Consider the following 22,275-nt stretch of genomic DNA (forward strand, 5'->3'; position numbering starts at 1 on the left):
GATGATGCGCCGGAGCAGGGTTCCAGGACGCCAACAGATTGCATACCTCGGACATATGCTTCAACCCTCAGCCGTCAGCAGAGCACGCAAGCGGGTACAGGCCAACTGGAACATCGCAGGATTGCGCTGGAGCGCCACGCGCAGGTATTTCTCACCTGCGTGAGGATGGGCCCAGTAAAATTGCACGCCAGTGAGTACGGACAGGCCGTGTTCCGCCATCAATGCCTGCCACTGCGTGGCCGTGCGCGGCCCTGTGACCTGCAACCACGCGACGCTCATGCGCCCCCCCTCTTGCAGACAGAGACAGGTTCCTTCCAGCGCCTCCTGCAAGGCCAGACGATTGGCAGCAATGACGGCGTGCACCTGCTCGGTACCCAACGCGACAAAATTCCGCAACAACTCGATGGCCACCGGCGATACGTGCAGGATAAAGTCGGAGTAGATATGCGCGATGCGCGGCGCCAGCCCCATGGAAACGCTAAAAAAGGGCGCCTTGATTTCCTTGGTTGGCCAAGTTTTGCCCGTATCTTCGATCAGGATGCAATCGATCCCGGAGCGCGCGAGCATGGCGTATTGGTCATAGACTGCCCCGGGCCGCTGAAAGAAGCGGAAGGTCGCATCCAACACCAGCAGGCATTTTTTCTTTTCGCAGAAATCAATCACGACCTGAAGGTTTTCCTGCGGCAGCTCCATTCCGCTCGGATTGTTAGGCGCAACCAGAAACAGCACATCCGCTTCAAGGCGCTCCAGATGCATTGGCAATTCATCAGGCCGGCTTTGCATCCAAGCCTCAGGGAATACCTGCAACGGAACGTCATGGCGACGCAGGATGTCATGCAGATTGTCGAAGCAGGGCTCGATCAACGCCGCGGTGCGCTTTTCCAGGCGAAGGTAGTTCGCCACGACTTCCAGGCCGATCGACGCGGTGAAGCACATGAAGTACGACCAGGCATCGTGGTCACAGGTCTGGCGCGCCGCCCCGAGAAAGGTTTGCACATAGGCCAGCTCAATTTCCCTCTGTTGCATGCGATCGACTTGCATGAAGATGCGAGGGAGATTCTGAATAATTGCACTTTCCTCCGCACTCAATTCACGATAGGCATGACCGTCCGCCAGATTCAATTGATTGGACAGAGCCGATATTTGTTCTTCTGTAAGATTGTGCACAGCAGTCAGATAACTATTAAAAATCAGCGTTTGCTTCCGATGGAATGCAGTTGCTCCGCGAGGAAGGCATGGCGGGCATGGAATTCATCGCGCATCACATTGGTCTGTCGAATCAGTCGCTCCGTTCGGAACGCGGTGCGACCATGCAGAACGCGCAGATTGTCAAAAACCATGGCGTCACCCGCTTCCATGGGATACCAGACGGTATAGGCACCGGAATAGGCAATCTCCAATGCCTTGCGCAATGCTGCATAGACGGCATCCATCTGCTCCGGGTCGATGCGCAGGGCAGACATGGTGCGCTCGTTAAGACGCACCTCCGTCAACTCGCCCGCCGAGTCCCTCATAAAGGCGGGATGATTCGAGACAATGATTTCGTTGCCGGCGCGTCGCGCATGACGAATAGGGGTCTTGCACAGCACTTCGTACGCCGCAGCGTCGAGAGTTTGCAACTGTTTCGCGCAGGCGTGACTGTCCGTCATCGAAGACACGCCACCGCCATCGCGGCTGGGCGTTATGCAATGAAAAACATTGATGCCGGTGGGCACAGGTCGGTACGTTTCATCGGTATGCGGCAGGATCTCGACCGGGAAATCGGACAAATGGCTGCCTTGTTCGCGCAGTTGCAGATCGGTGATGGCGCCAAAATGCGTGTCACGCGTATAGCCAAGCATCCGGGTCAACGCGGCGGTTTCTGCGGGATCGGTCCCGACATTCTTCACCACCACGAAGCCATAGCGAACCACATGATCGAGTAACCGGTATCGCTCGCGATCGTCGTGCAACGCCAGCCGATAGTCGGCCGTGGGAATCTCGGGCAAGGTCATGTCCCAGAGAGTCTTCTGCGTATGCGACGTGGCTTGCACGTGGCAGTTGCTCCGCAGCCATGCAAGGGCGTACCGGGATCGATGGTCACCATCATCCCAGACGACATCGAGGCAAGCGCCGTCCCATGCTACGTGGCGCAACGTCACGTCCTGCGGAATCTTCAGCCACGACTGAAAACGGCTGCCGCTTTCATGATCGCCGCAAATCTCGCACGCGCAATTGTCACGCAGCCAAAACTTGCTGTAACGGCTGACACTCCCGTCGCGCCAAGCCACGTCCATAAAACGCGAACCCACTTCAACCGTGACAATGTCGTTGATCTTATGCATTTCTACCGATATCGAAATCTGAAATAAAATACGAATTCATCCAAATTTGCAGTCGTCGCCCTTGGCAATGAATGCTACGCACACGCTGGAATCGCCTATTCAGACCATGGATGATCTGGATAAAAAATTCTTAAAATCGTACGTCAGATCGAACATACGCTTTCCCCAGACACGCTTTTATTTCATTTTGGATTTCTGTGGGAAATTGCATTCCGACGATATCCCAAGACTAAACGGGTTCGATGGCCTGTCGGCAACGTCCGTCAGCGCAGATGCGTTGGTACGGCTGGCACAGGCGCAACATCGCCGGCGTTCGGTCAGAAAGGAACCGGATGTTGCCGAGATCGCCCGCGACATCTCAAAAACGGTAGCAGCCATGCGCGAGTTCCTCGATCGATGCCGCGTGGAGGAAGGCATGCCTGCCGCTGCACTACAGAGTTGGATCGAACAATGTCGACAACTGACTGCCTGGATCGACGCCTCATCCTTGTCGCGGGAATACCTGGACTTCCTGTCGCCACGCCAACCCGGCGTGGCCGGGAACGTCGTGCGCATGGTCAGTCCTCTGGCAGTCGCAATGCAGTCTGCACCCCGCCTTGGCGTTCTGGAGACACTCTGGCAGGAAATTGACAAGGAGGTCTGGGTCATCCGATAGATCGGGGTGCCGTCCATGGGCTTGCTATGTCAGATTTTCTCAAAGAGGAATGTGACCAGCCTGGGCGGACGCCCAGCATCGCGGTCATGCCAGGCCTCATCCATATCCACCAGGCGAAGCTGATGTTGCCGCGCCGCCTGGAGAAAGTGGCTGATCTGATGGTCAAACGCAGGCACCGTCAGGTCCTCGCTATTGCGGACATAGCGCGCCATGCTGCCCTGATACTTCTTTATGGGATGGAGCTCACTGATGAAAAAACGACCTCCCGGCTTCAGGCAGCGCCGCACCTGAGCAAACACCGCGTCGAGTCGTTCCACGTGCTGCAACACCAGGTTGCAACTGATCAGATCATGTGAAGCACTGTCCACCGGCCACGGCTGGCTGATATCCCACTCCAGGAATGCGACGTTTGGCCGCACCGCTTTTTGACGTGCGATACCGATCATTCCCGCAGAAAAATCCATTCCCAGAACGCTTTCCGCACGCGCCGCAAAAAATGGAATGTTCTTTCCCGTGCCACAGCCGCAGTCAATGACCGCTTGAAAAGCCTGATTCGCAAACTGCTTCTCTGTCACCCAGGAGTCGAGGTCACGTGTGATGTTTTCGTCGTTGTCGTACGTGGTGGACCACGTATCGTAGCCGGCTCGAATTGACATAATCGAATGCATTTTTTTGCGAGCGCGGGAGGAGCGCTCGTTGTGCAACAGTCCCAATGGGCAGGAACACTTAAGTGCAGTACGTTACAGCATATCTTGAGGCATTCCCAGATGGATTCCGAGCCTAATTACGCGCCTCCCACACTCAGGCCGGATTATTGCTCGGCCAACACGTTGCCCTGACGATCGACCAGCGCCACCTTGACGATTTGTGCCTTGACAGACTTGTTCGACATGTCGGCGGATTGCGTGTAGCCATAGACCACCAGCGTCGGCGCCGCGCCACGCGCGCGCATCGACTCGATGTTTCGGGCTGCGTCTTCATTGGCAACCGCCAGATAACGGAAGCCATCTCCATTGCTGAAACTCAGACGGTACTCGCCGTTATCGTAGAAATAACGGAACGAGCCGCTCTCCCACAACGAACTGTCGAGCGGGAAGCTCTTCCTCTCGAAGTCGTACTTCTGAACAGGATTGCTCACGGTAATGCGGAAGTAGCGCTGTGCCTTGGCCTGCGCAACCGCCTGATCGATTCGTGGCTTGAGGGCTGCAAGCAGATCGCGCTTGCGGAACTCGTCGTTCGCGCCCGCATAGTCACGCGACATGCGATTGGCGATCTGATCGTAGTCGACCGGCATGTCGGCCAGCGCGAGGTACGCGAACATCAACTGATTGCCGCTGTTGTATTCGACATAGCTCGATGCAGGCGTAGCCGGATCTCCGTTGGGCAGCGCCGCCTGCGCGGCCTGCTGCTGCGCCTGTGCCACGGCCCGCAGCGAAGTCGCGTCTGCCAGATTCGGCGTTGCGGGGGCGGCGTCGGCGGCGGGCTTGCCCTGCGGCGCCTTGTCGCCACAGGCCGACAATCCGACCGACGCTGCGGCGAACGCCACCGTCAGCACAAGATGTTTGAAACTACGTTGCAGAGCGAGCGTGTGCGTATGCATGATGGGCATCCTTATTGAGGAATACTCGGGATTCGAGTGCGTTCATAGGTGGGAATAACGCGTGAAGTCGATGTCGGTCGACGGTGCGAATCAGCGCTTGGCCGCCGTCCAGCCGAGCACGCCGGTTGCCGCGAGATACAGGCTCACCAGCACGGCGAGATATCCCCCCAGCCCGATCGACACGGCCTTGAGCGCTTCACGAACGAGTTCGCTGGCGAAGTCTGCCGCCTGCTTGCCGCCGAACATCGTTGCCGCGCCCTGAGCTTGCGAAATGCCGTCGCTGATGTTCATGTAGATGCCGGCCATCAGCACCCCCATGAAGAGGAGCGGCAACAGGTTCGCGAGATGCGCGCGCGGATCGCGCACGAAGTAAGGGGCCAGCGGCGCGAACAGTGCGACTGCGGCCACTACACCGTACACACCTGCGCTGCCGCCGTTGCCGCCCAGCGCGTTGATCATGCCGCCCGGCGCATTGATCAGGCCCAGCAACTTCCACAGCGAAATGCCGACCTTGTAGTTCGACGACACCTGCACCGTGATGGTGTTCAGGAAGAACCAGGACACGGCCAGCAAGCCCATCGCGCCAAGCGTGCGCGCCCCGAAGCGGGCCACGAGCGCATTACCGCGCTGCTTGACTGCGGAGAGTGCCTCGTCAGTCGCCTCGCGGGCGAGCTGGCTATCGGAGACCGCACGCAGTTGCGCCAACTGGCCTGCTTCGTCGATCAGCGCATCGACCGTCATGTTCACAGCGGGGGCCTGCTCCGATTGCCACACACCTTCCAGGGTGAACGGATATTGGTGACCGCCAATGCTGACAAGGCCGGGGCCGGTGCTCGTGTCGCGCAAAATCTTGCCACGTTGGTTCATCGTTTCTCTCCAGTGCTTGGTGTCGCATCTGCGGCACGCTGAGGGGTTGGGTCGAGCGCACGGCCGTCTCACGGGCCCGCGCCGTTGCCCGCCGGGCTCATCGAGCATCGCGGCGGATACCCCCTATTCGGAGCGCCCCGGCAAAACCGGAAAAGAATCTGAGAAATATTTTCGCGGGCGAAATCCCCGCGCGACGCGACAGGCGCGCGGACAAAAACAAAGGGGGCCGAAGCCCCCTTGATCCTGCGTGTCGATGCGCGGCAGCGCCCCCCGGTCAGTGCAGGTCGTCCACCACTTCGCCGTATGACAGCAGCCCCGTCGCCTTGAGATCCGTGAGCGCCTTCACAGCGTTCCCCGCGGGCACTGCGAGCCAGATCATGCCGTCCTCGTCGGGACCGCGCACGATATCCAGTTGCAGATCGCCGATCGCCTTGCGCAGTTGCGCGACGGTCGTGCCGTCTGCGAAGATCACCTGAAGCATTGGCACACCCGGCGCCGGAGACACCGGTGCGCCACGCATCGCGCTTGCGCCATTGTCTTCAGACGTCGATGTCATTTCGGCCAGACGCATCGTCTGTGTACCGGCCACCAGCACCAGCGCGGCAAGGGAGGCGAACGCCCAGCCGCGCGGTATCGGACGCGTCCACCACGCACGCAAGCGCTCCGCCAACGACAGCGCGCCGCGTTCCGGCGCCAGCGTAGGCAACTCGTCGAATGCCACCAGCGGACGACGCTCGGCGTAGCTCGAATTGATAGCCTCGCGGGTCGTGTCGGCGAAGCGCTGCTCCTCGTCGAGCGTCGCCTGCCATTCGGGATGCGCAGTCAATTTCTGCTTCATCCATGCCGACTCGGTGTCGTCGAGCTTGCCGCAGACATACAGCAGAGCCAACGCACGGAAGCGTTCCTGATCGTCGTTCGTCATGCGCGCGTCTCCTTTTGATCCGTGGCCATGCCGCCTCGCTTCGGACGCGCCCAGCCGAGTTTTGCAGACACACACCGACGCATACGCTGCGTGGCCGCCCGGACCCAGCCGCGCACCTGCTCGGCATTGATGAGAACCCCGGGCGGAGTCTGTTCCTGCAAACGCACGGTCATGTCTGCGTAGCTCAGTTCGTCCTCCAGCGTGAGCTCCATCGCCAGCCGGTAGTTCGGCCCGTCACCGGTCGGCAACATGTTGAGACAGTCTCGCATCACGCGCTCGAGTTGCGAACCGTAGGCACGGTCTTCAGGTGACGGCAGGTCGCAGGCGGTCTCGTCGGGATCGGAAACAGGCTCGAGCCAGTGGCTCGCACTGGTGCGGCCCGCGGTAGCGTCGCCGTCGGCGTCAGCCGACGCGGCATCCTCATTTGACAGGGAGGTATTGCGATTGTGCTTGTAATGCTTGCGCAATACATCGATCGCACATTTGTACGTGATGTCTTTGACCCATGTCTTGACCGTAGCGCGCGCCGGATCGTAGGTCTCGGCCTTGCGCAGAATGCGCAGCCAGGCGTCTTGCACTGCGGCGACGGCCAGATCTTCGTTGTAATTGGTCGCCTGCAATGCCTGCCGGTCTAGCACGCGGGCAATATGGTCGTAGAACTTGCGGTGCGCCGCAAGCGCCTCGCGGCTGCGGTCTCCGGCTTTGCCGAACTTGCGTAGCAGGCGCGTCAGTTCTTCGTTATCGATGTCGTCGCTTTTCATGCGGGCAGGGCGTAGTCCAGCGCGAATTCTACGTGATCCGCGCCGTACCGTCCCCGCCGGAATCAGTGATTCAACCGTAGTGTCTCATTGGCCCCACGGGCCTCCTCAACCGAGATCCGCATCTGCTCCGCAAACCGGAACAGCGCATGCGACAACGCCCGTACCGCACGCGGCAGGTGCACCGCCCAATCGGCCTGATCGACAAGCCACATCTCCACGGCAAGCCACACCTGGTCGTCCACTGTGTGGATCTTGATCGCCTTGTAGCGGCGATTGATCTCGTTCATGGCGTGCAACACGAACGCCCGCTCCTCCGGCGTATCGACACACCACACGTTGGGCAGCAGCAATTTGGAGAATTCCGGGTCCTCGCGATCAAAACACAAGGCGTAATTCATGCCTTCGCGCTTGAAGACGATGTCGCCGTCGTCGTCCACATGGGCGACATAGCCCTCGCGCTTGAAGTAATCGAGCAGGGTCGGAATGGCTTGGTGCATGGCTGGCTCCTGAGGATCCGCAAGGGATCCGAATGCGATCGGGATGGACCCGCCGGGGGTGACCGGCGGGCTGGCGGCAAGGCGCCGACATCCCCTATTCGCAGCAGAAGCGGGAAACCGGAAAGGTATTACGTCACGACGACTCAGTGCAGGCCGGTGGTGCTCGCAACGCGACGGCAAAAAGCGTCGGCGTCGCCATCGATCACCGCACCGCTCGGCAGTTTCCCGGTGCGCGCGTGCGCCCGGCCGATGGCGTCCGCTAGCGCGGCGTCGCCCTGCACCGCATAGGCGAAGACAGCCAGCCGTGAGGCCGTGGCGTCCGCCAGCAGATCCGGGTTGGCGTCCATGGTACGCGCGTCGACGTGAATGCCGGCTGGCAGGCCCAGCTCGGCGACCAGCCGGTTCATCCAGTTCCGGTCGAGCACAGGGGCCTTGGCGTGCTTCGCAATCATCTTCGTCCAACGGTTCGACGCCGCCGCTTCGGCGTTGCGGCCATCGAACACGATCAGCCCCATGTACCCCTGGGCATCGGCCGTGCGCGCGCAGCGAAGGTTCTGCAACAGCCCGGACGTCAGGAACCAGTTGCCATGCGGTATGCCCTGGCGCATCTGCGCCACCAGCCCCTGAATCGGTGCGCAGTTGTCGACGACTTCCTTGATTTCCGCGTTGAGCGTCTTGCCCGGATAGCCGCTTGCGATGGCAAGGGCATCGGACAGAAACGGCGGCGCCTCGGCAGTCGGCCTGCCGTTGAGCGTCATGCGTGCGGCGCGCCACTCGGCACTCGTGAGCTGCGCCACCGGACGCGGTGCGCCCGCGAGCACCGAGCGGCCCGTGCGCAAGTCGTGATGCAGCACCCAGGTGCCGTCGGACAACTGCTGCATGTCGGTCTCCACACCGTCCCATTTTCCGGCGTAGCCGCTGCGCAGCGCACTGCCGGAATTCTCGGGGTCGGCGGCTGAGCCGCGATGCGCGTGAATCTGCATGCCGAGACAGGCGGCATACGACGGCGAGGTCATCGCCGCCAGCACCGTCAGCGCAAGCGCGGCGGTGCTAGTGCGCAGCCGGGTGATAGCCATAGTTCAGCCCTTGCAGAACATCCTTGCGAATCGCTTCGTTGAGCGGATAGCCGTAGCCCTGTCCCACCACGACGACATGCGCGATGTTGGTCAGCGCACGACCGCCCGAGGCCCCCGTGCGCGCCCACGACATCATCTGGCCGAACAAGTCGCTGCGGGTAATGTCGTTCGACGCCATCGACAGGATCGTCCACACCCCGATCATCGCGCAGAAGAGCACGGCAAGCGCCGTGCGCGAGGCTCGGCGGCTCAACTCGCCGTCCGGGCCGGTGCGCATGAGCATCAGGCACTTGGCGCTCAGGAACAACAGCTTGGAGAAGTGTGCGATGGCGCCCAGCAGCGAGAAGAACAGCGCGACGGCGGGCACGATGGCCGCCCGCGTGGCGTCGATGCCTTCCTGCGCGTACTTGCCGCCATCCTCGAAGTCGGCCGGCTTCGCATCGTATTTGCTCATCTGCAAGCGCGCCTGCTCGTCGGAGAAGGCGTCGAACAACTGGCCGAATGCTTCGGTGCTGGCGTACGACGGCTGCACCGTGGCGCTCGCGGGCAGACCTAGCGATTTGCGCAGTTCCTTCTGCACGCCCGCACGGGCCACGAACGCTTCGTACGAGAGCCCCGGCGGAATCGTCTCGCCGCCGACCTCCACGCTATGAACCTTGCGCGCAGCCGCCTGACGGTACTTCACCGCAACCGCACGATAGAACGACACGATGTCGCTGGGATGCCAGTTGCCGGGGAGCGCAGGCAGATCTCGGCGAACGCTCGCGCTCACCTTGCCGCGTGCATAGAACGGCACCGTCTCCGGCTGCCAGCCACGGCGCGACAAGCGGGCGCGATAGTCGTTCCACGCGCGCTGTTGCTCGGCGAGCAAACCTGAATCGCTGTCGGGGATGATCGCAGCGTACTTGCTCCAGTCGTCGTGCAGCCGCTTCATCGCGTCGCGATAGTTGTCGTAGTAGCCCTTCGCGCCGCCGATCTCGCGGCGCACCGCTTCTCGCACCAGCGTCGCCTTGACCGCGCGGGTCTTCTCGTCGAGCCGGTCGACCGATACGGCCAACACCGGGAACAGCGCCAGAAACGCCTTGCCCTGCGGTTTGGCGAACACCATGTCGCTGCCCGTCAGCCCGTCCAGTTGCAGACGTCCCTCGACAAGCGAGCGTTGTAACAGAATCGTGTTGGCTGCAATGCGACGGAACTCGGCGTCGCGCGTGGTCACCAGCACGTCGACGAAGGTCTTGATGGCGAAATACACCACGACGATGGTCACGAGGCACGCAATGCCGATGGTGCGCAAGCCGGGCGACTTCTTGCCGCCGTCCTTGCCGCTCTTCGTACGCTTGCCCATGAGCCATTGCAGCACGAACAGCGCCGCCGCAATGCCCGAGAGCGTGCGCCCGTAGACTTCGATGTGATGCACATCGTCGATGGTTGCGGTGCCGCCCACCACGTCGAGCAGGCGCCCGTTGAAGCCGAGTTCGAAAGTCAGGTAGACCAGCGTGAGGGCGATCAGAAACGCCGTCTGTTTCAGCAGGGTATTGCGCACGATCAGTTCCGGAGGTCGACTCGAACGGGTTTGACTTCTTCAGCGCCAAACGTCAGCCCCGCGCCGGGGGCACTCGGCAACCCCGGCACGGTCCGCCCGAACGACGCCACGGTCGTGGGCGTATTCGGTGCCGGCGCATTATTGGTCGGTGCGGCCGTCCCGGTGTTGCGCGCCTGACGGCGTGCGGGCGCATGACGCCCGGGTTGTGGATTGCTGTTCGCCGCCGCTCCCGCCGTCTGCGGTGGCGCAGGAACGAAGCGGTTGGCGTCTGCCGGGTCGTCGACGGCCTTGAGCGACGCATCGGCGAACGGCTTGCGACGAACGTCGACACCCGGCGGCACCGGGATGGCCGATTGCAGCAAACGGCTATCGGTATAGGTGTGGCGCACGAGGCGGCCGTTGCCCGGGAAGTCGAACACGAGCGCGCGTCCCTTGTCGATCAGGTCGGCACGCGGACGGTCCGCGCAGTTGCCGAACGTCCACCCAAGTACATCGCTGTCCTGAATGGCATACAGCACATACTTGAACGGGCAGTTGCGCTCCTGCGTTTCAACCACCACAACGGAGCGGTCGCCGACCACTTCGCTGCGCACCACGCGTGCGGTGATCGCGTTTTGCAACGGCAGTACGCGCATATAGCGTTCGAGCTTGAGTGAGTACTGACCGTTGCTGCGGCGCAGATTGCCTTCCGAGCCGTCGGCCAGCTTGAACGTGTCGACCACCGTGCCGAAAAGGCTCGCCTGATCGATGCCGTAGACCGTGTTGCCCTGACTGTTCTTCGTCACGGCACAACCGCCGAGCGCGAAAGTCATGACCATGGCGCTCAGCAGTCCTGCGCGCCGCATTGCCGTGCGGGCACCCCAGCCCGCACCGCGCTTCCCGTGTTCAATTCGTGTCATTCTTGTTGTTTGATGTCTGAATCTGGCGCCTGATTCTCTCACATCGAAACTACCAAAACGATGACGAGACGGACTGGGCGCTCCGCCCGTGTTGTGCACGCAACGGTATTTTTCGGCCTCGCATTCTCTGCTATGCTCGGCGCACTCAAAACAAGGCGCCAACCGTGCTCTCACGCCATGCGCGCCACTGCCGCGCTGCTTGGGGAGAGTGAACGTGTTCGATACGATTGCCGACTGGATCAACAGCAAGACCGCTTTCGTGCTTGCCCTGCTGCTGGCACTCGCCGGCCTCACCCTCGGTCTCGGTCACGCGGTCGCGACATTGAGTGGCAGCCACAGCGAAGCCGCCCGGCGCGGTGCCAGCGACGGCATCTGCGGTGAAGTCCAGGCCTGGTTCGGCCCGCAGGCTTCGCTCGCCAACCTCAACGAGTTCCTGACGCAATACGGCGCCGTGGTCACCTACGGGCCCAACGAAAACGGCGCGTGGCAGTTGCACTTCCCTGCGCTGCCGCTCGACGACGCTCTGCAAGCCACCTCGCGCGCCAACGGCGTTGCCCGTGTGGCTGCCAACCCGCAATGCCGCGCATGAGCGCGCCGCGACCCCGGGTGCGTTGGGGTCTGGAGGCACTTGCCGCGCTGGTCGTCACGCTCGGCTGCACCACCGAATACATCGCCCTCGGCGCTCAGGCCACGTCACCGTTGCCCGGTCCTCAAGCGGCCGCGTTCGGCATTTTGCTCGGTATCCTGACGGCCGTGATCGGCATCGCCCTTGCCGCGCTGGGTGCCGGCACGCGACCGATGGTATCGGGTCCGCGCGTCGCGTCGACACTCTTCCTATCGAATTTGGTAGGTGCACTGGTAGCCGATCCGGCGATGGCAGCCCAGGGCATGCGACCGATCCTCGCGCTGGCCGGGGTGGCGGTGCTGATCTCCGGGCTGATGCAGATGATCATCGGCCTGCGTCACGGCGGGTCGTATGTGCGCAAGGTGCCCGCGCCGGTGCTCTCCGGTCTGATCTTCGGCGTGGCCGGGCTGGCCGTGGCCGATCAGGTCAACTTCCTCGTGCGCTGTACGCTCGACTGGGGCGTCGTCACGCTGGCGATTGCCGGACTCGGCATTGCTAGCCATTTCGCGTGGCGTGCGTTCGCGCAGCGTATGGCACGCACAGGACGCAGGCTCACGCTGCCCGCAGGTCTGTCGTTGTTCATCGCCATGCTGGTCGCGGCCGGCACGTACTATCTGGCGCTGCGCGTGCTGCCGGCGCCCTCGCCTGCCTGTCGTCTGATCGGCGTGGCCGGGCTCGATTTCGCGGCATGGCGCCCCGTCGACACCGACGTGTGGCTCGACCTGCTGCACGGCGTGAGCCCGCATGCGCTGGCCCTGACGATCGGTTACGGCCTCGTGATCGGCTTCGTGTCGTCCCTCGACACCGTGATTGCGGTCTCGTCCATCGAGTCGCTCACGCTGCGACGCGGGACCGTCGACCGCGACCTGCTCGCGTTCGGTGCGGTAAACACGTTGCTCGGCACGCTCGCCCTGCTGCCCAACGTCGGTTCGGTCACGCGCTCAAACATGGCGATTACCAGCGGCGCGCAAACGCGTTGGACCGCCGTCATGCACGCGGTACTCGTCTGTGTCGCGCTCACGGCCGGTGTCGGACTCGTGGCCATGCTGCCGAAGCTCGCGGTCGCCGTGGTCGTGATCGTGATGTCGCTCGACATGATCGACGAGGGCGCGCGCACCATCACGCGTCACGCCTTCTCCGACGCGCGGCCACGCCGGTTGTTCGGCGCCGCGATGTGGCTGTTCACGCTCGAACTTGTCGCCACGCTCGCGTCGGGCCAGCCGCTGGTCGGCTTTGGCGTGGGCGCCGTTTTCGGTACTCTCGTCGCCTGGCCCGCGCCGCGTCGCCTGACCATTACGGTGGCCACGAGCGACGAACATGACAACGGCCTCGTCGCCAAGCTCGGCGGCGCCCTGCTCGCCTACAACGTCGACAGCGCCGTCGTCGAACCCCTGCTCGCGCAGGTGGACAAGGCCAACGCGGCACGCGAGCGCGATCACCCGGGGGTGGCGCTGAGCGCGCTGCCGCCGCTGCCCGTTGTACTCGACCTCACGGACGTCGTCCGCACGGACCTCACGGCATGCCGAGCACTCGCCCAGTTCGCCCAGTTCTGCACTGCACGTCATGCGGATGTGCGATTCCGGATCCCGGCGGAGCGCGACGCAATATCGCGTCCCTCGCTTCCATTTGCGCCGGCGCATCCGATGACGCAGGCACTACCGCACTTCGTAGGCCCCTCGCGTCTGATCGTCGTGCCGCGGCCCGGGGCGCCCGCGGTGGCCGATGGGCTTGCCGCCCCGCAGCCGCTCACGCCCTGACGGCGTTATCCCAATCGAACGCATTCCAGTCACCATGTCCATGACCTCCTTGCTGCGGCGCGGCCTGACCCTTGTCCTGCTGGCCGCGTCTTGCTTCGCGCCGCCCCTGAGCCAGGCCGCCCCGGCACCTCAGCCCGCGCGCAAGGTTGCGCTCGTCGTGGGCAACAGCAGCTACGACGGTGCCGACCGCCTCGTCGCCCCGGCGAACGACGTCAAGCTCATTGGCGATACGCTGCGCCAGCTCGGCTTCGAAACGCGCGTGACGATCGATGTATCGCAGGAAGAATTCAAGACCGCAGTGGCCTGGCTGGCGCAGGCGTCCAAGGGGGCGCAGGTGTCACTCTTCTACTTCGCGGGTCACGGCTTCGAGTCGGGGGGCGACAACTTCCTCGTGCCTGTGCATGCCGGGGTACCCATTCGCGCGATGACTCGCCCCATTCTGCTCGAACGCGCTCTTCGGCTGGGCTATGTGCGCAGCAAGGTCATGCCGTCGGCTCCCACGTCGTTCATCGCGGTGATCGACGCCTGCCGCGTTCCCTCGCGCGGCAATGCCGGTCCGGGACTCAAGCCCGAAAAAGTGGGACAAGGCGAATTGATTGCCTTCTCTACGGCAGATCAGGCACGCGCTTACGATTCCATGCGCAACTTCGGCAGCGCTGCCGACAACAGTCCATTCGCCTACTACCTGGCGATGAACATGAAGACGCCCGGCGCCACGATCAAGCACACGCTTGACCTCGTGCAGCAGCAGGTGGCGGAGCTCACGGGCGGACAGCAGCGCCCGTGGATTTCGAGCGGCCTGATCGGCGACGTGCCGCTTGGCGCACAGTACCTTGTCGCGTCCAACGTGCCTGCGGGCAAGTCCGCCGATGCGACACGCGGCGGTGCAACACGCGGCACCGCCCCCGTCGCTCCCGTCGCCCCGCCGGGCAGCATGGGCTCCGTCGCCCACGTGCCACCGTATCTGGTCGATCAGTTGGCGAAGGTTCGCGAGAACGCGAATGCGCAACCGGCGGCACCACCGCAGCAAACTCAGGAGACACCGCAGACACAGCGCGCCAACGCCTGGGACGACGCCGAATTACGTATCACGCAGGCCGCGCAGCGCGCCGACCGCAACGACATTGCCGCGCTGCTGAAGCGCGGCAATGACGCGGCAGCGCTCACCACGCTCGGCATGATCTACGAGAACGGCCACGGCATACCGCGCGACGGCAACTCCGCCATCAACTTCTACAAGCGCGCGGCGAGCACCGGCTATCCGATTGCGCAGACGCTGCTCGGCGAGATCTACTTCGAAGGCAAGCTCGCACAACGTGACTATGCCGAGAGCGAGAAGTGGCTGGCGCGTGCGGCGTCGCAAGACTACACGCGCGCGCGCCTCGATCTGGCGCAAGTGCGTGCAACACGCGGTCAGGGCGGCGCAAACGGCATGCAAAACTGGGCCGATGCTGCATCGATCATGATCGACTCGCTTCGCCGCCAACAGCAACAGACGCAGCGGCAATACGGCCATTGAAGCGTCCCATTAAAAACGAATTACAAATGCCATCCGTTTCTATGTTCAGCGTGTTAGCGCTGGGTGTAGGGGTGCTCGCTTGCCGTTGAAACCCGCCACGCATCCTTATGTTCTACGGCTCGTCGCGCGAGCGCTCGTTGAGCCGCCTGATGAGCGAAGAAGCCACCCGGCTGCTCACCGCGATGGGCGCCGAGGTGCGCACGTTCAACCCCAGCGGCCTGCCGCTGCCCGATGACGCCCCCCCGTAGGCGGCCGAGCTGCGCGAGTTGGTGCAGTGGTCGGAGGACATGGTCTGGTGCTCGCCGGAGCGTCACGGCGCGATGACCGGCATCATGAAATCGCAGATCGACTGGATTCCGTTGTCGGCCGACGCAGGGCAAGACACTCGTCGTCATGCAGGTCAGCGACGGCTCACAGTCGTTCAATGCCGTCAATGAGATGCCTGTGCTAAGGCGCTGGGTGCGGATGCTGACCATCCCGAATCAGTCGTCGGTGACCAAGGCATTCCAGGAGTCCGACGAGGCCGGCCGCATAAGGCGGTCGGCCTATTTCGATCGAGTGGTGGACGTGCTGGAAGAGCTGGTGAAGTTCACATTGATCACGCGCGATATCAGACCCTATCTCGTCGACCGCTACAGCGAGCGCCAGGAAAGTACCGAGGCCCTGATGAAGCGCGTGAATCAGGGCAGCATCTGACCGATGTCACGTCCCATGTCTGATCGCGTGCCTGACGGGAACGCATTCACCTGGGCGCTCGCCATGGCCCAGCTCGTTGCCTGGGGCGCCGTCTACTGCGCGTTTTCGCTTTTCGTCGCCCCGATGGAGCAATCCCAAGGCTGGGGCCGTGCCTCGACAAATGCGGCACTGCCACTCGGCCTGCTGGTGTTCGGATTGGCCGCCTAAGGCGTCAAGGTAAGACCGATCGAGTCAGCGCAGCGATATCCCCCGGACGCCCATAGAGGCAGATATTCGATTCTCACGCTCACACATCCTAGGATGATGGGCCGGCCGGATGACTGAAACTGTAACACGCTGGCGAGGTACTTTTTCTACTCGGGTTCACCGAACAAAAACCGCGTACCCGTGCGTTTGGCACGCAGTTTTGGCCGCGTACTTTGGTTATGGTGACCGACTGCTTTTGCCGAAAGAACGTCGAAATAATTGAAGTCGCGGTCCCATTCACGATTCCATATTTTTTGAATCACATATCACCCACTTGAGCCCGTGATTGTGCGGTCGCTCCCTTCGCGCAATCCCGCCCGAAGGCAGCCTTTGGAGGATATGTGATCGCGAATTTTCTCTACCCGGCACTGTTTTTCTGCGTCGTCATGATGTGCCTCGCCACCTGGTTTATCTCTGCGCAAGTGCGCAGACACTACCACCCCCTTCGACTCGAACTCACGGCGCAAACACTCGACGCCGAGGTTATAGACGAAAAAATCCTGGGTGGCGACCCGGGCTATTACACGTACTCGGCAATTCACAAGGAGCGGAGTGACAGCGGCAGTGATGCCGAAGCCTCTACGTTTCAGGAAGCCCCCGATCCCCCTTCGCCCCACAACCATCCGTTATGCCCTCGGTGCGGATCCGACCACGTTGAAAAGCGCAATCAGGCGCGTAAGGCGGGCAGCACCATTGGCGCTGTCGCTGGGGCCACGAGTGGTGTCGCCATGACACTATCGGGCGCAGAAGTCGGCGCAACGGTGGGACTCATCGCGGGCCCCATCGGCTCCGTGTTCGGAGGCTTAGCTGGAGCAATTCTCGCCGGACTCGCTGCCAGTGCGGCGGGCTGCGCTGCGGGTGCCGCCATGGGGGAAGTCATTGACGAGAACGTTCTCGACAACCATCGCTGTGTGGCCTGCGGGCACACATTCAGCGCTTCGGTTTGACAGAGCATCAATGATCCAACCGTCCCCGTTCGAATATCTGATGGCGTTCGCCATCGCCTTCCTTGCCGGAGCACTCTGGTCCGCGCTTCTCAGTCACCTCCCACGACGTACCACCAGCATTGAGAGGGTCTGTCCGGCGAGCTAATACTGCCATTGCTGTTCCGACCTCAGTTCCTGCCTGTTGAGCCCGCTTCGGTGCTCGTCTCCCGCATTCCCTTTCCATATCCGTCATAACACCCGGCTTGCGCCGGGTCATATGCCGTTATCTGCCTTTGTCTATCTCTAACAGGAGAAATCCATGCATCTCGTTCAATCCATGGCCTACGTCGGCGCCACGCCGTGGCACGGTCTGGGCAGTCGCCTCGCCCCGAAACAACCGCTCGACGTTTGGGCCAAAGCCGCCGGTATGGACTGGCGTATCGAAGAAGCCGACGTGCGATTTGTCGCCTCCAGCAACGGCGATCTCGGCTCCATCCACGCATTTCCCGACCAGAAGGTCCTCTACCGCTCCGACACCAAGGCCCCGCTGTCCGTGGTGTCCTCTCGGTACCAAGTCGTTCAACCCGCTGAAATCCTGGACTTTTACAAGGATCTGACCGAAGTCGGCGGCTTCGAGCTCGAAACGGCAGGCGTCCTCAAAGAAGGCCGCAAGCTGTGGGCGCTAGCCCGCACAGGTCAGAGTGGCATGCTCAAGGGCCGAGACGAGATCAAAGGCTATCTACTGCTCGCCACCGCCTGCGACGGCACGCTCGCCACGACGGCGCAATTCACCTCGGTTCGCGTCGTGTGCAACAACACGCTGGCGATCGCGCTGGATAACAACGTCAGTGCCGTCAAGGTCCCACACCGCTCGCAATTCGACGCGCAAGCCGTCAAGCGCCAACTCGGCATTGCCGTCTCCTCGTGGGATGCGTTCATGGTCCGTACCAAGGCATTGGCGGAACGCAAAGTCACCGAGACCACTGCAGAAGCCTTCTTCCGACGTGTGCTGACCTATTCGGCGAGTACTGCAACCGAACGCGATGCCATTGCGGTCAACGAGCGCGCCGTCAAGGCAGTTGAGCAGCTGTATGCCGGTCGCGGCAAGGGGGCGACGCTGGCCTCGTCGGCCGGCACCGCATGGGGCCTGGTCAATGCCATCACGGAACACGTTGACCACCACCGACGTGCGCGCAGCGATGACCACCGACGCGATGCCGCCTGGTTCGGTGCAGGTGCGGCGCTCAAGCAGAAGGCCTGGGACGAAGCCATGAAACTGGTGGCGTGAATCGCTGTTCACCACACCGTCATGTCGTCATAGCGCCCGGCCGGGATCTTGCCCGCCGGGCTTTCTTATATTAGGAGGTTGCCATGCCACACCCCGAACCGGTCATACGTGAACGGCACCATGCCGCCCTGCGGCTGGTCGACACTGTATCCCTGTCCCGTGAGGATTGGCTGTCGGTGAGAAAAACAGGTATCGGCGGATCGGATGCCGCGGCCGCCGTGGGCCTGAGTCCCTACATGAGTCCGCTGGAACTGTGGATGATCAAGAGGGGCCGAGATGCTGATCTGCCCAAGCCTGATCCCGATGACACCACCGATCCGGTGTATTGGGGAACACTGCTCGAGCCGGTTGTCGCGGCGTCCTATACGAAGCAGACCGGGCGGCGCGTGAGGCGGATCAACGCGGTGCTGCGCCATCCCACCATTCCCTGGATGCTCGCCAATATCGACCGTGAGGTCATCGGTGCGCCGGAAGTCTCGATTTTGGAATGCAAAACGGCGGGCGAGTTCGGTGCGCGCCTCTGGCGCGAGGGTGTACCGGAATACGTACAGATCCAGGTCCAGCATCAGCTCGCCGTCACTGGCAAACCGGCAGCCGATGTGGCGGTACTGCTGTGCGGGCAGAAGCTCGAAGTCCACCGAATTGTTCGCGATGACGCGCTGATTGCCCGACTGATCGAACTCGAAGCGGCGTTCTGGCGCTACATCCAGACTGACACGCCCCCGCCAGCCGACGGCTCCGAGTCGGCCGACCGGGCGTTGCGCTGTCTTTATCCGGGCACTGGCGGCACCGTGGACTTCACCGACGACCGCGCATTGTCCTCGACGTTCGCCGATCTCGTTTCGGTACGTGCCCAGATCGAATCCCGCGAGGCGGTCGAAGCGCAGTTGAAACAGACGCTCACTCAGGCCATGGGGGAAGCCGACCGGGCACAGTTCGAGACCGGTTCTGTTTCCTACAAACGCAGCAAAGACGGCACTGGCATCGACCTCAAACGATTGCTAGCCGATCAGCCAGAACTCGCTGCACGGTACGCCATCACGAAACCCGGTTCTCGCCGGTTTCTTGTCCAAGTCTAGGTCTCAGATTTTCTCCGTCTGTATTCCTGTGCGGCGCACCCATCGTATTCCCCATCCCGTTTTCATTTCTCAAATCTCCACCAGGAGTTCCTGATGCTCAAAGGTCTTGCGATTACGCCGCCCGTCATCGGGCGGATCTCCATCGGTCGTGTCGTCGAAAAGAACGGCAAGCGCCTTCCCGAGAAGGACGATCAATTTACTCTGACCACCCAGATTCAGCAGCGCGACGGCTGGATGCTGCACCCGCTTAACGAATCCCTACGCAAAGCCAATACCGGCAAGCTGCGGGCAATTCCTGTCCAGTTCCTGTTCAATGATCCGGACCTGAATCTTCGTGCCGAGTATGCGTGCTTCGACCGCGAGTCGGGCCGCCCCACGTGCGTCGGCAATGGCGAGACATGCCGCCGCGCCGGCGAAGCAGGTGTTACGGAGTTACCGTGTCCGTCTCCCGACGGATGCTCTTTTAGCCAGGGCGGTGCCTGCAAGCCGTATGGGCGACTCAATGTGCTCATTGGTGACGAGGACGAGATGGGCTCGTTCATTTTTCGGACCACCTCGTACAACTCGATTCGCACGCTTGCCGCACGCCTGTATTACTTCAGCGCCGTATCAGGCAATCGGCTCGCGTGTCTGCCGCTGGAATTGAAGCTACGGGGCAAGTCGACCACACAAAGCTACGGATCGGCAATCTATTACGTGGACATCGGCGTGCGCAGTGGCAGTACGCTGGAGCAAGCCATCACCACAGCAACCGAGCTGGATACTCGGCGAAAGGCGGTTGGGTTCGATCAGACGGCACTCGACGCCGCGGCGCATACCGGATTCCGCAACGGTGCCTTCGAAGAGTCCATCGAGGACAGTGCCGCCGTGACCGAGGAGTTCTACCCGGCGCAGTCCCGCGACGATGTACCGAATGGCAATAGCGGAGCGCTAAACCCCACCGGGCCCTCTCGTCTCAAGGATCGGCTGGATCGACAGGCGGCATTGCTGGATACCAAACAGGGAGACATGGCAGCATGACCCGGGATCGTCCCGCCTTGTGGCTCGCCGTCGCGGCAACGTCCACTGCCATCGGTATCTCGGTGATCGCCAGCGAGCAACGTGGCGGCACGCGCGCCGAGCGGGTCGTATGGGTCACGCTCGGTGTCGTCCTGGTACTCAGCGCTCACTTACTACCCGCACTCGTGCGAGGGGTTCCCAGGCGAGTCCGGCTAGCCGGCTATCTGCTGTGGGGCGCATGCATGCTCACCGCAATCAACAGTCACGCCTATTTCTTCCTGTTCGCTGCGCAGCATGCCGCACAGCGACGTGCCGAAGCTGCGCCCGTCGTCCTGGCTGAAATCACCGGCCGCAGCCTTACCGTCGTCATGCGAGAGCGGGCCGAAGTCTCGGCACGACTGGCGACGGCCAATGCTCAGTCGTGTTCTGGCAAGTGCCCGACGCTAGAGGCCCGTCGCGTCACGCTGACCGCCAGGCTCGAGGCGTTGAACGCGGAGGTCAGTGACATCCGTCGTGCGCAGGACTTGGACGACCGAGCGATGACCCGGCACGACGCAAGGATGGCTGATCCCGTGACTGCGCGACTCGCGACGTTACTCGGCACGGCGGGAGCCCGCGTCGACCTGCTGACCGGACTGGCATTTGCCTCAGTCCTAGAAGGCGTCGCGTGCCTGCTCTGGAGCGTCGCACTTCACCCGAGGTGCAAACCCTATGTCGAGGCGGTCGCGCCCACAGTCGCTCATGAAGTCAGGGAGAGTCACGATGACGCCGACGGTGACTGTGACGGCCACGCCATGCCAAACCAGTCCGTCACGCCGTTCTCGATAGCGTCACAGACGCCTGAGGCCATCGATCACGACGCCGCGCAACTCGCTCAGGACATTGCTGCCGGACGGTTACGCCCCACCGTCGCTGACATTCGCCGTCACCTCGGTTGCTCGCAGGCACGGGCTATCGCCTTGCGTCGCCAAATAGTTCAAATGCGCTCGGCGGCTGTCCGTAACACTACGGCATAGCTGCCGGGGCTTTCCCCGGCGACTATGCCCTCTTTTCACTCTAGTTCCCATCCCTCACCATGAAACATGGACACCACCGACCTCGTCAAAAGCATCAGCATCGCCAACCTCACCAACCAGCGCACCGCCATCGTCGAGCGCATCCACGCCGCACTCGACCTGCTCTGCGAAGCTCAACAGCTAGCCAGCTCAGCGCATCTCCGATTTCCCCGACTTGTCCTCGACGAAAGTTACGGATGCCGAGGTCGGCCCAGCGTGACGGGGGACTATGCCAAGCGCGACGAAGCCCAAACCGCCATGGTTCGTCTCATCGACGCTCACGGCTGGAATTACTTGCTGTCAGAGTCTGGCATGCGCACGTTCATGGACGCAAAAGCGCGCGAGCAGTGGAGCCGGCAGATCGCAGAGGGTGACGTGCCAGAGCTTACCGCCGCCAACATTGAGGCCACATTCACCCAACTCTATGGTGCACGGGGTGACATGTTCGAGCGTGGCGTAATTCAGTGCTTTCGCAGACTATCGTGGGACTACCGCGCTAATCAACCGTTCCGGTTCGGCAAGCGGATCATCGTCAAGCACCTGCTGTCCCAAGGTAGTCTGAATCACCGCGTCACCGACGAACTCGACGACCTGATTCGGGCATTCTGCGTGCTGGACGGCCAGCCCGAACCAGATCATCGACATGGCATATACGGGCTCGTCTCGGGCGCCCAGCAAAAGCGTGAGAGCGAGACCGTGCACGCCTACTTCCACTTACGCTGGTTCAAGAACGGTAACGGGCACCTGACGTTTTCCCGCCCCGACCTAGCCGACGCGATGAACAAGATTCTCGCCAAGCATTACCCCAACGCGCTCGCCTCCGAAGCGCGCTAATCGTCGTCTACGGACGCGTCCTGCGTCTGCCATTTCCCATCGATGCCATTCAACTGTGCACCCGATTCGCTCGGAGGCCACGGCACGTCCCAATTCGTCTCTATCTA

The 22,275-nt window shown here is 62.2% G+C and carries 22 protein-coding genes and 1 pseudogene; 12 read left to right on the forward strand and 11 right to left on the reverse strand.

What is annotated here, in order from left to right; genetic code table 11:
• Window positions 1–60 precede the first annotated feature (60 nt).
• Both PCO31110_RS20760 and PCO31110_RS20765 read right to left on the reverse strand, forming a co-directional pair.
• Window positions 61–1,167, reverse strand: coding sequence for an aminotransferase class I/II-fold pyridoxal phosphate-dependent enzyme (locus PCO31110_RS20760; protein WP_048628165.1), 1,107 nt, complete (start codon window positions 1,165–1,167; stop codon window positions 61–63).
• 23 nt (window positions 1,168–1,190) lie between these two features.
• On the reverse strand, window positions 1,191–2,324 hold the full coding sequence (locus tag PCO31110_RS20765; RefSeq protein WP_048628166.1) for a TauD/TfdA family dioxygenase: 1,134 nt from the start codon (window positions 2,322–2,324) through the stop codon (window positions 1,191–1,193).
• A 106-nt stretch (window positions 2,325–2,430) separates the two neighbouring features.
• On the opposite strand from PCO31110_RS20765, the gene PCO31110_RS20770 reads away from it, so the two are divergent.
• Window positions 2,431–2,979 (forward strand): hypothetical protein, encoded by a 549-nt coding sequence (locus tag PCO31110_RS20770; RefSeq protein ID WP_150691302.1) that lies wholly within the window; start codon window positions 2,431–2,433, stop codon window positions 2,977–2,979.
• A gap of 29 nt (window positions 2,980–3,008) precedes the next feature.
• On the opposite strand, the gene PCO31110_RS20775 is transcribed toward PCO31110_RS20770, so the two are convergent.
• The 9 genes from PCO31110_RS20775 to PCO31110_RS20815 all read right to left on the reverse strand — a co-directional run bounded on the left by PCO31110_RS20775 (window position 3,009) and on the right by PCO31110_RS20815 (window position 11,144).
• On the reverse strand, window positions 3,009–3,635 hold the full coding sequence (locus tag PCO31110_RS20775) for a class I SAM-dependent methyltransferase (RefSeq protein ID WP_167370711.1): 627 nt from the start codon (window positions 3,633–3,635) through the stop codon (window positions 3,009–3,011).
• A 155-nt stretch (window positions 3,636–3,790) separates the two neighbouring features.
• The gene (locus PCO31110_RS20780; RefSeq protein WP_048628169.1) at window positions 3,791–4,579 is read right to left on the reverse strand and encodes a DUF4852 domain-containing protein; all 789 of its coding nucleotides are present in this window, start codon (window positions 4,577–4,579) and stop codon (window positions 3,791–3,793) included.
• A gap of 90 nt (window positions 4,580–4,669) precedes the next feature.
• The gene (locus tag PCO31110_RS20785; RefSeq protein ID WP_048628170.1) at window positions 4,670–5,446 is read right to left on the reverse strand and encodes a hypothetical protein; all 777 of its coding nucleotides are present in this window, start codon (window positions 5,444–5,446) and stop codon (window positions 4,670–4,672) included.
• A gap of 274 nt (window positions 5,447–5,720) precedes the next feature.
• Window positions 5,721–6,368: a hypothetical protein gene (locus PCO31110_RS20790; RefSeq protein WP_048628171.1), complete on the reverse strand. Its 648-nt coding sequence runs from the start codon at window positions 6,366–6,368 to the stop codon at window positions 5,721–5,723.
• Complete coding sequence (locus PCO31110_RS20795) at window positions 6,365–7,129, reverse strand: RNA polymerase sigma factor (RefSeq protein ID WP_048628172.1); 765 nt, start codon at window positions 7,127–7,129, stop codon at window positions 6,365–6,367. Before PCO31110_RS20795 ends, PCO31110_RS20790 begins: the two co-directional genes overlap by 4 nt.
• Before the next feature lie 62 nt (window positions 7,130–7,191).
• Window positions 7,192–7,626, reverse strand: coding sequence for a T3SS (YopN, CesT) and YbjN peptide-binding chaperone 1 (locus tag PCO31110_RS20800; RefSeq protein WP_048628173.1), 435 nt, complete (start codon window positions 7,624–7,626; stop codon window positions 7,192–7,194).
• 143 nt (window positions 7,627–7,769) lie between these two features.
• Entirely contained in the window at window positions 7,770–8,702 is a 933-nt protein-coding gene (locus PCO31110_RS20805; RefSeq protein WP_048628174.1) for a glycerophosphodiester phosphodiesterase, read from the reverse strand.
• Complete coding sequence (locus PCO31110_RS20810; RefSeq protein ID WP_048628175.1) at window positions 8,677–10,245, reverse strand: hypothetical protein; 1,569 nt, start codon at window positions 10,243–10,245, stop codon at window positions 8,677–8,679. Before PCO31110_RS20810 ends, PCO31110_RS20805 begins: the two co-directional genes overlap by 26 nt.
• Before the next feature lie 2 nt (window positions 10,246–10,247).
• Window positions 10,248–11,144: a hypothetical protein gene (locus tag PCO31110_RS20815; RefSeq protein WP_048628176.1), complete on the reverse strand. Its 897-nt coding sequence runs from the start codon at window positions 11,142–11,144 to the stop codon at window positions 10,248–10,250.
• A 214-nt stretch (window positions 11,145–11,358) separates the two neighbouring features.
• On the opposite strand from PCO31110_RS20815, the gene PCO31110_RS20820 reads away from it, so the two are divergent.
• The 11 genes and pseudogenes from PCO31110_RS20820 to PCO31110_RS20870 all read left to right on the forward strand — a co-directional run bounded on the left by PCO31110_RS20820 (window position 11,359) and on the right by PCO31110_RS20870 (window position 22,168).
• Window positions 11,359–11,733, forward strand: coding sequence for a hypothetical protein (locus PCO31110_RS20820; protein ID WP_058375281.1), 375 nt, complete (start codon window positions 11,359–11,361; stop codon window positions 11,731–11,733).
• Window positions 11,730–13,526: a SulP family inorganic anion transporter gene (locus tag PCO31110_RS20825; protein ID WP_167370710.1), complete on the forward strand. Its 1,797-nt coding sequence runs from the start codon at window positions 11,730–11,732 to the stop codon at window positions 13,524–13,526. The genes PCO31110_RS20820 and PCO31110_RS20825 overlap by 4 nt, the downstream gene beginning before the upstream one ends.
• Window positions 13,527–13,560: 34 nt before the next feature.
• Window positions 13,561–15,045: a caspase family protein gene (locus PCO31110_RS20830; protein ID WP_058375280.1), complete on the forward strand. Its 1,485-nt coding sequence runs from the start codon at window positions 13,561–13,563 to the stop codon at window positions 15,043–15,045.
• Window positions 15,046–15,140: 95 nt separating this feature from the next.
• Window positions 15,141–15,741, forward strand: a pseudogene (arsH, locus tag PCO31110_RS20835) (arsenical resistance protein ArsH); the annotation flags it as partial.
• 15 nt (window positions 15,742–15,756) lie between these two features.
• Window positions 15,757–15,948: a hypothetical protein gene (locus PCO31110_RS20840; protein ID WP_048628180.1), complete on the forward strand. Its 192-nt coding sequence runs from the start codon at window positions 15,757–15,759 to the stop codon at window positions 15,946–15,948.
• A gap of 380 nt (window positions 15,949–16,328) precedes the next feature.
• Complete coding sequence (locus PCO31110_RS26110) at window positions 16,329–16,934, forward strand: hypothetical protein (RefSeq protein ID WP_231606073.1); 606 nt, start codon at window positions 16,329–16,331, stop codon at window positions 16,932–16,934.
• A gap of 298 nt (window positions 16,935–17,232) precedes the next feature.
• Window positions 17,233–18,201 (forward strand): DUF932 domain-containing protein, encoded by a 969-nt coding sequence (locus PCO31110_RS20850; RefSeq protein WP_048628181.1) that lies wholly within the window; start codon window positions 17,233–17,235, stop codon window positions 18,199–18,201.
• An 83-nt stretch (window positions 18,202–18,284) separates the two neighbouring features.
• On the forward strand, window positions 18,285–19,280 hold the full coding sequence (locus PCO31110_RS20855) for a YqaJ viral recombinase family nuclease (RefSeq protein ID WP_048628182.1): 996 nt from the start codon (window positions 18,285–18,287) through the stop codon (window positions 19,278–19,280).
• 93 nt (window positions 19,281–19,373) lie between these two features.
• Window positions 19,374–20,300, forward strand: coding sequence for a recombination directionality factor (locus PCO31110_RS20860; protein ID WP_048628183.1), 927 nt, complete (start codon window positions 19,374–19,376; stop codon window positions 20,298–20,300).
• Window positions 20,297–21,295, forward strand: a complete 999-nt coding sequence (locus PCO31110_RS20865) for a hypothetical protein (RefSeq protein WP_048628184.1) — start codon at window positions 20,297–20,299, stop codon at window positions 21,293–21,295. Before PCO31110_RS20860 ends, PCO31110_RS20865 begins: the two co-directional genes overlap by 4 nt.
• A 66-nt stretch (window positions 21,296–21,361) precedes the next feature.
• Complete coding sequence (locus PCO31110_RS20870; protein ID WP_048628185.1) at window positions 21,362–22,168, forward strand: DUF4942 domain-containing protein; 807 nt, start codon at window positions 21,362–21,364, stop codon at window positions 22,166–22,168.
• Window positions 22,169–22,275: the final 107 nt, after the last annotated feature.

It is taken from the genome of Pandoraea communis (assembly GCF_902459745.1).
Classification (GTDB): Bacteria; Pseudomonadota; Gammaproteobacteria; order Burkholderiales; family Burkholderiaceae; genus Pandoraea; species Pandoraea communis.

Coding starts and splice junctions, on each gene's coding strand:
- PCO31110_RS20860 (WP_048628183.1), top strand. CDS start 19,374: ATGCTCAAAGGTCTTGCGATTACGCCGCCCGTCATCGGGCGGATCTCC.
- PCO31110_RS20800 (WP_048628173.1), bottom strand. CDS start 7,626: ATGCACCAAGCCATTCCGACCCTGCTCGATTACTTCAAGCGCGAGGGC.
- PCO31110_RS20870 (WP_048628185.1), top strand. CDS start 21,362: ATGGACACCACCGACCTCGTCAAAAGCATCAGCATCGCCAACCTCACC.
- PCO31110_RS20865 (WP_048628184.1), top strand. CDS start 20,297: ATGACCCGGGATCGTCCCGCCTTGTGGCTCGCCGTCGCGGCAACGTCC.
- PCO31110_RS20785 (WP_048628170.1), bottom strand. CDS start 5,446: ATGAACCAACGTGGCAAGATTTTGCGCGACACGAGCACCGGCCCCGGC.
- PCO31110_RS20805 (WP_048628174.1), bottom strand. CDS start 8,702: ATGGCTATCACCCGGCTGCGCACTAGCACCGCCGCGCTTGCGCTGACG.
- PCO31110_RS20815 (WP_048628176.1), bottom strand. CDS start 11,144: ATGACACGAATTGAACACGGGAAGCGCGGTGCGGGCTGGGGTGCCCGC.
- PCO31110_RS20855 (WP_048628182.1), top strand. CDS start 18,285: ATGCCACACCCCGAACCGGTCATACGTGAACGGCACCATGCCGCCCTG.
- PCO31110_RS20765 (WP_048628166.1), bottom strand. CDS start 2,324: ATGCATAAGATCAACGACATTGTCACGGTTGAAGTGGGTTCGCGTTTT.
- PCO31110_RS20830 (WP_058375280.1), top strand. CDS start 13,561: ATGTCCATGACCTCCTTGCTGCGGCGCGGCCTGACCCTTGTCCTGCTG.
- PCO31110_RS20825 (WP_167370710.1), top strand. CDS start 11,730: ATGAGCGCGCCGCGACCCCGGGTGCGTTGGGGTCTGGAGGCACTTGCC.
- PCO31110_RS20795 (WP_048628172.1), bottom strand. CDS start 7,129: ATGAAAAGCGACGACATCGATAACGAAGAACTGACGCGCCTGCTACGC.
- PCO31110_RS20775 (WP_167370711.1), bottom strand. CDS start 3,635: ATGTCAATTCGAGCCGGCTACGATACGTGGTCCACCACGTACGACAAC.
- PCO31110_RS20850 (WP_048628181.1), top strand. CDS start 17,233: ATGCATCTCGTTCAATCCATGGCCTACGTCGGCGCCACGCCGTGGCAC.
- PCO31110_RS20840 (WP_048628180.1), top strand. CDS start 15,757: ATGTCTGATCGCGTGCCTGACGGGAACGCATTCACCTGGGCGCTCGCC.
- PCO31110_RS20770 (WP_150691302.1), top strand. CDS start 2,431: ATGGATGATCTGGATAAAAAATTCTTAAAATCGTACGTCAGATCGAAC.
- PCO31110_RS20780 (WP_048628169.1), bottom strand. CDS start 4,579: ATGCATACGCACACGCTCGCTCTGCAACGTAGTTTCAAACATCTTGTG.
- PCO31110_RS20790 (WP_048628171.1), bottom strand. CDS start 6,368: ATGACGAACGACGATCAGGAACGCTTCCGTGCGTTGGCTCTGCTGTAT.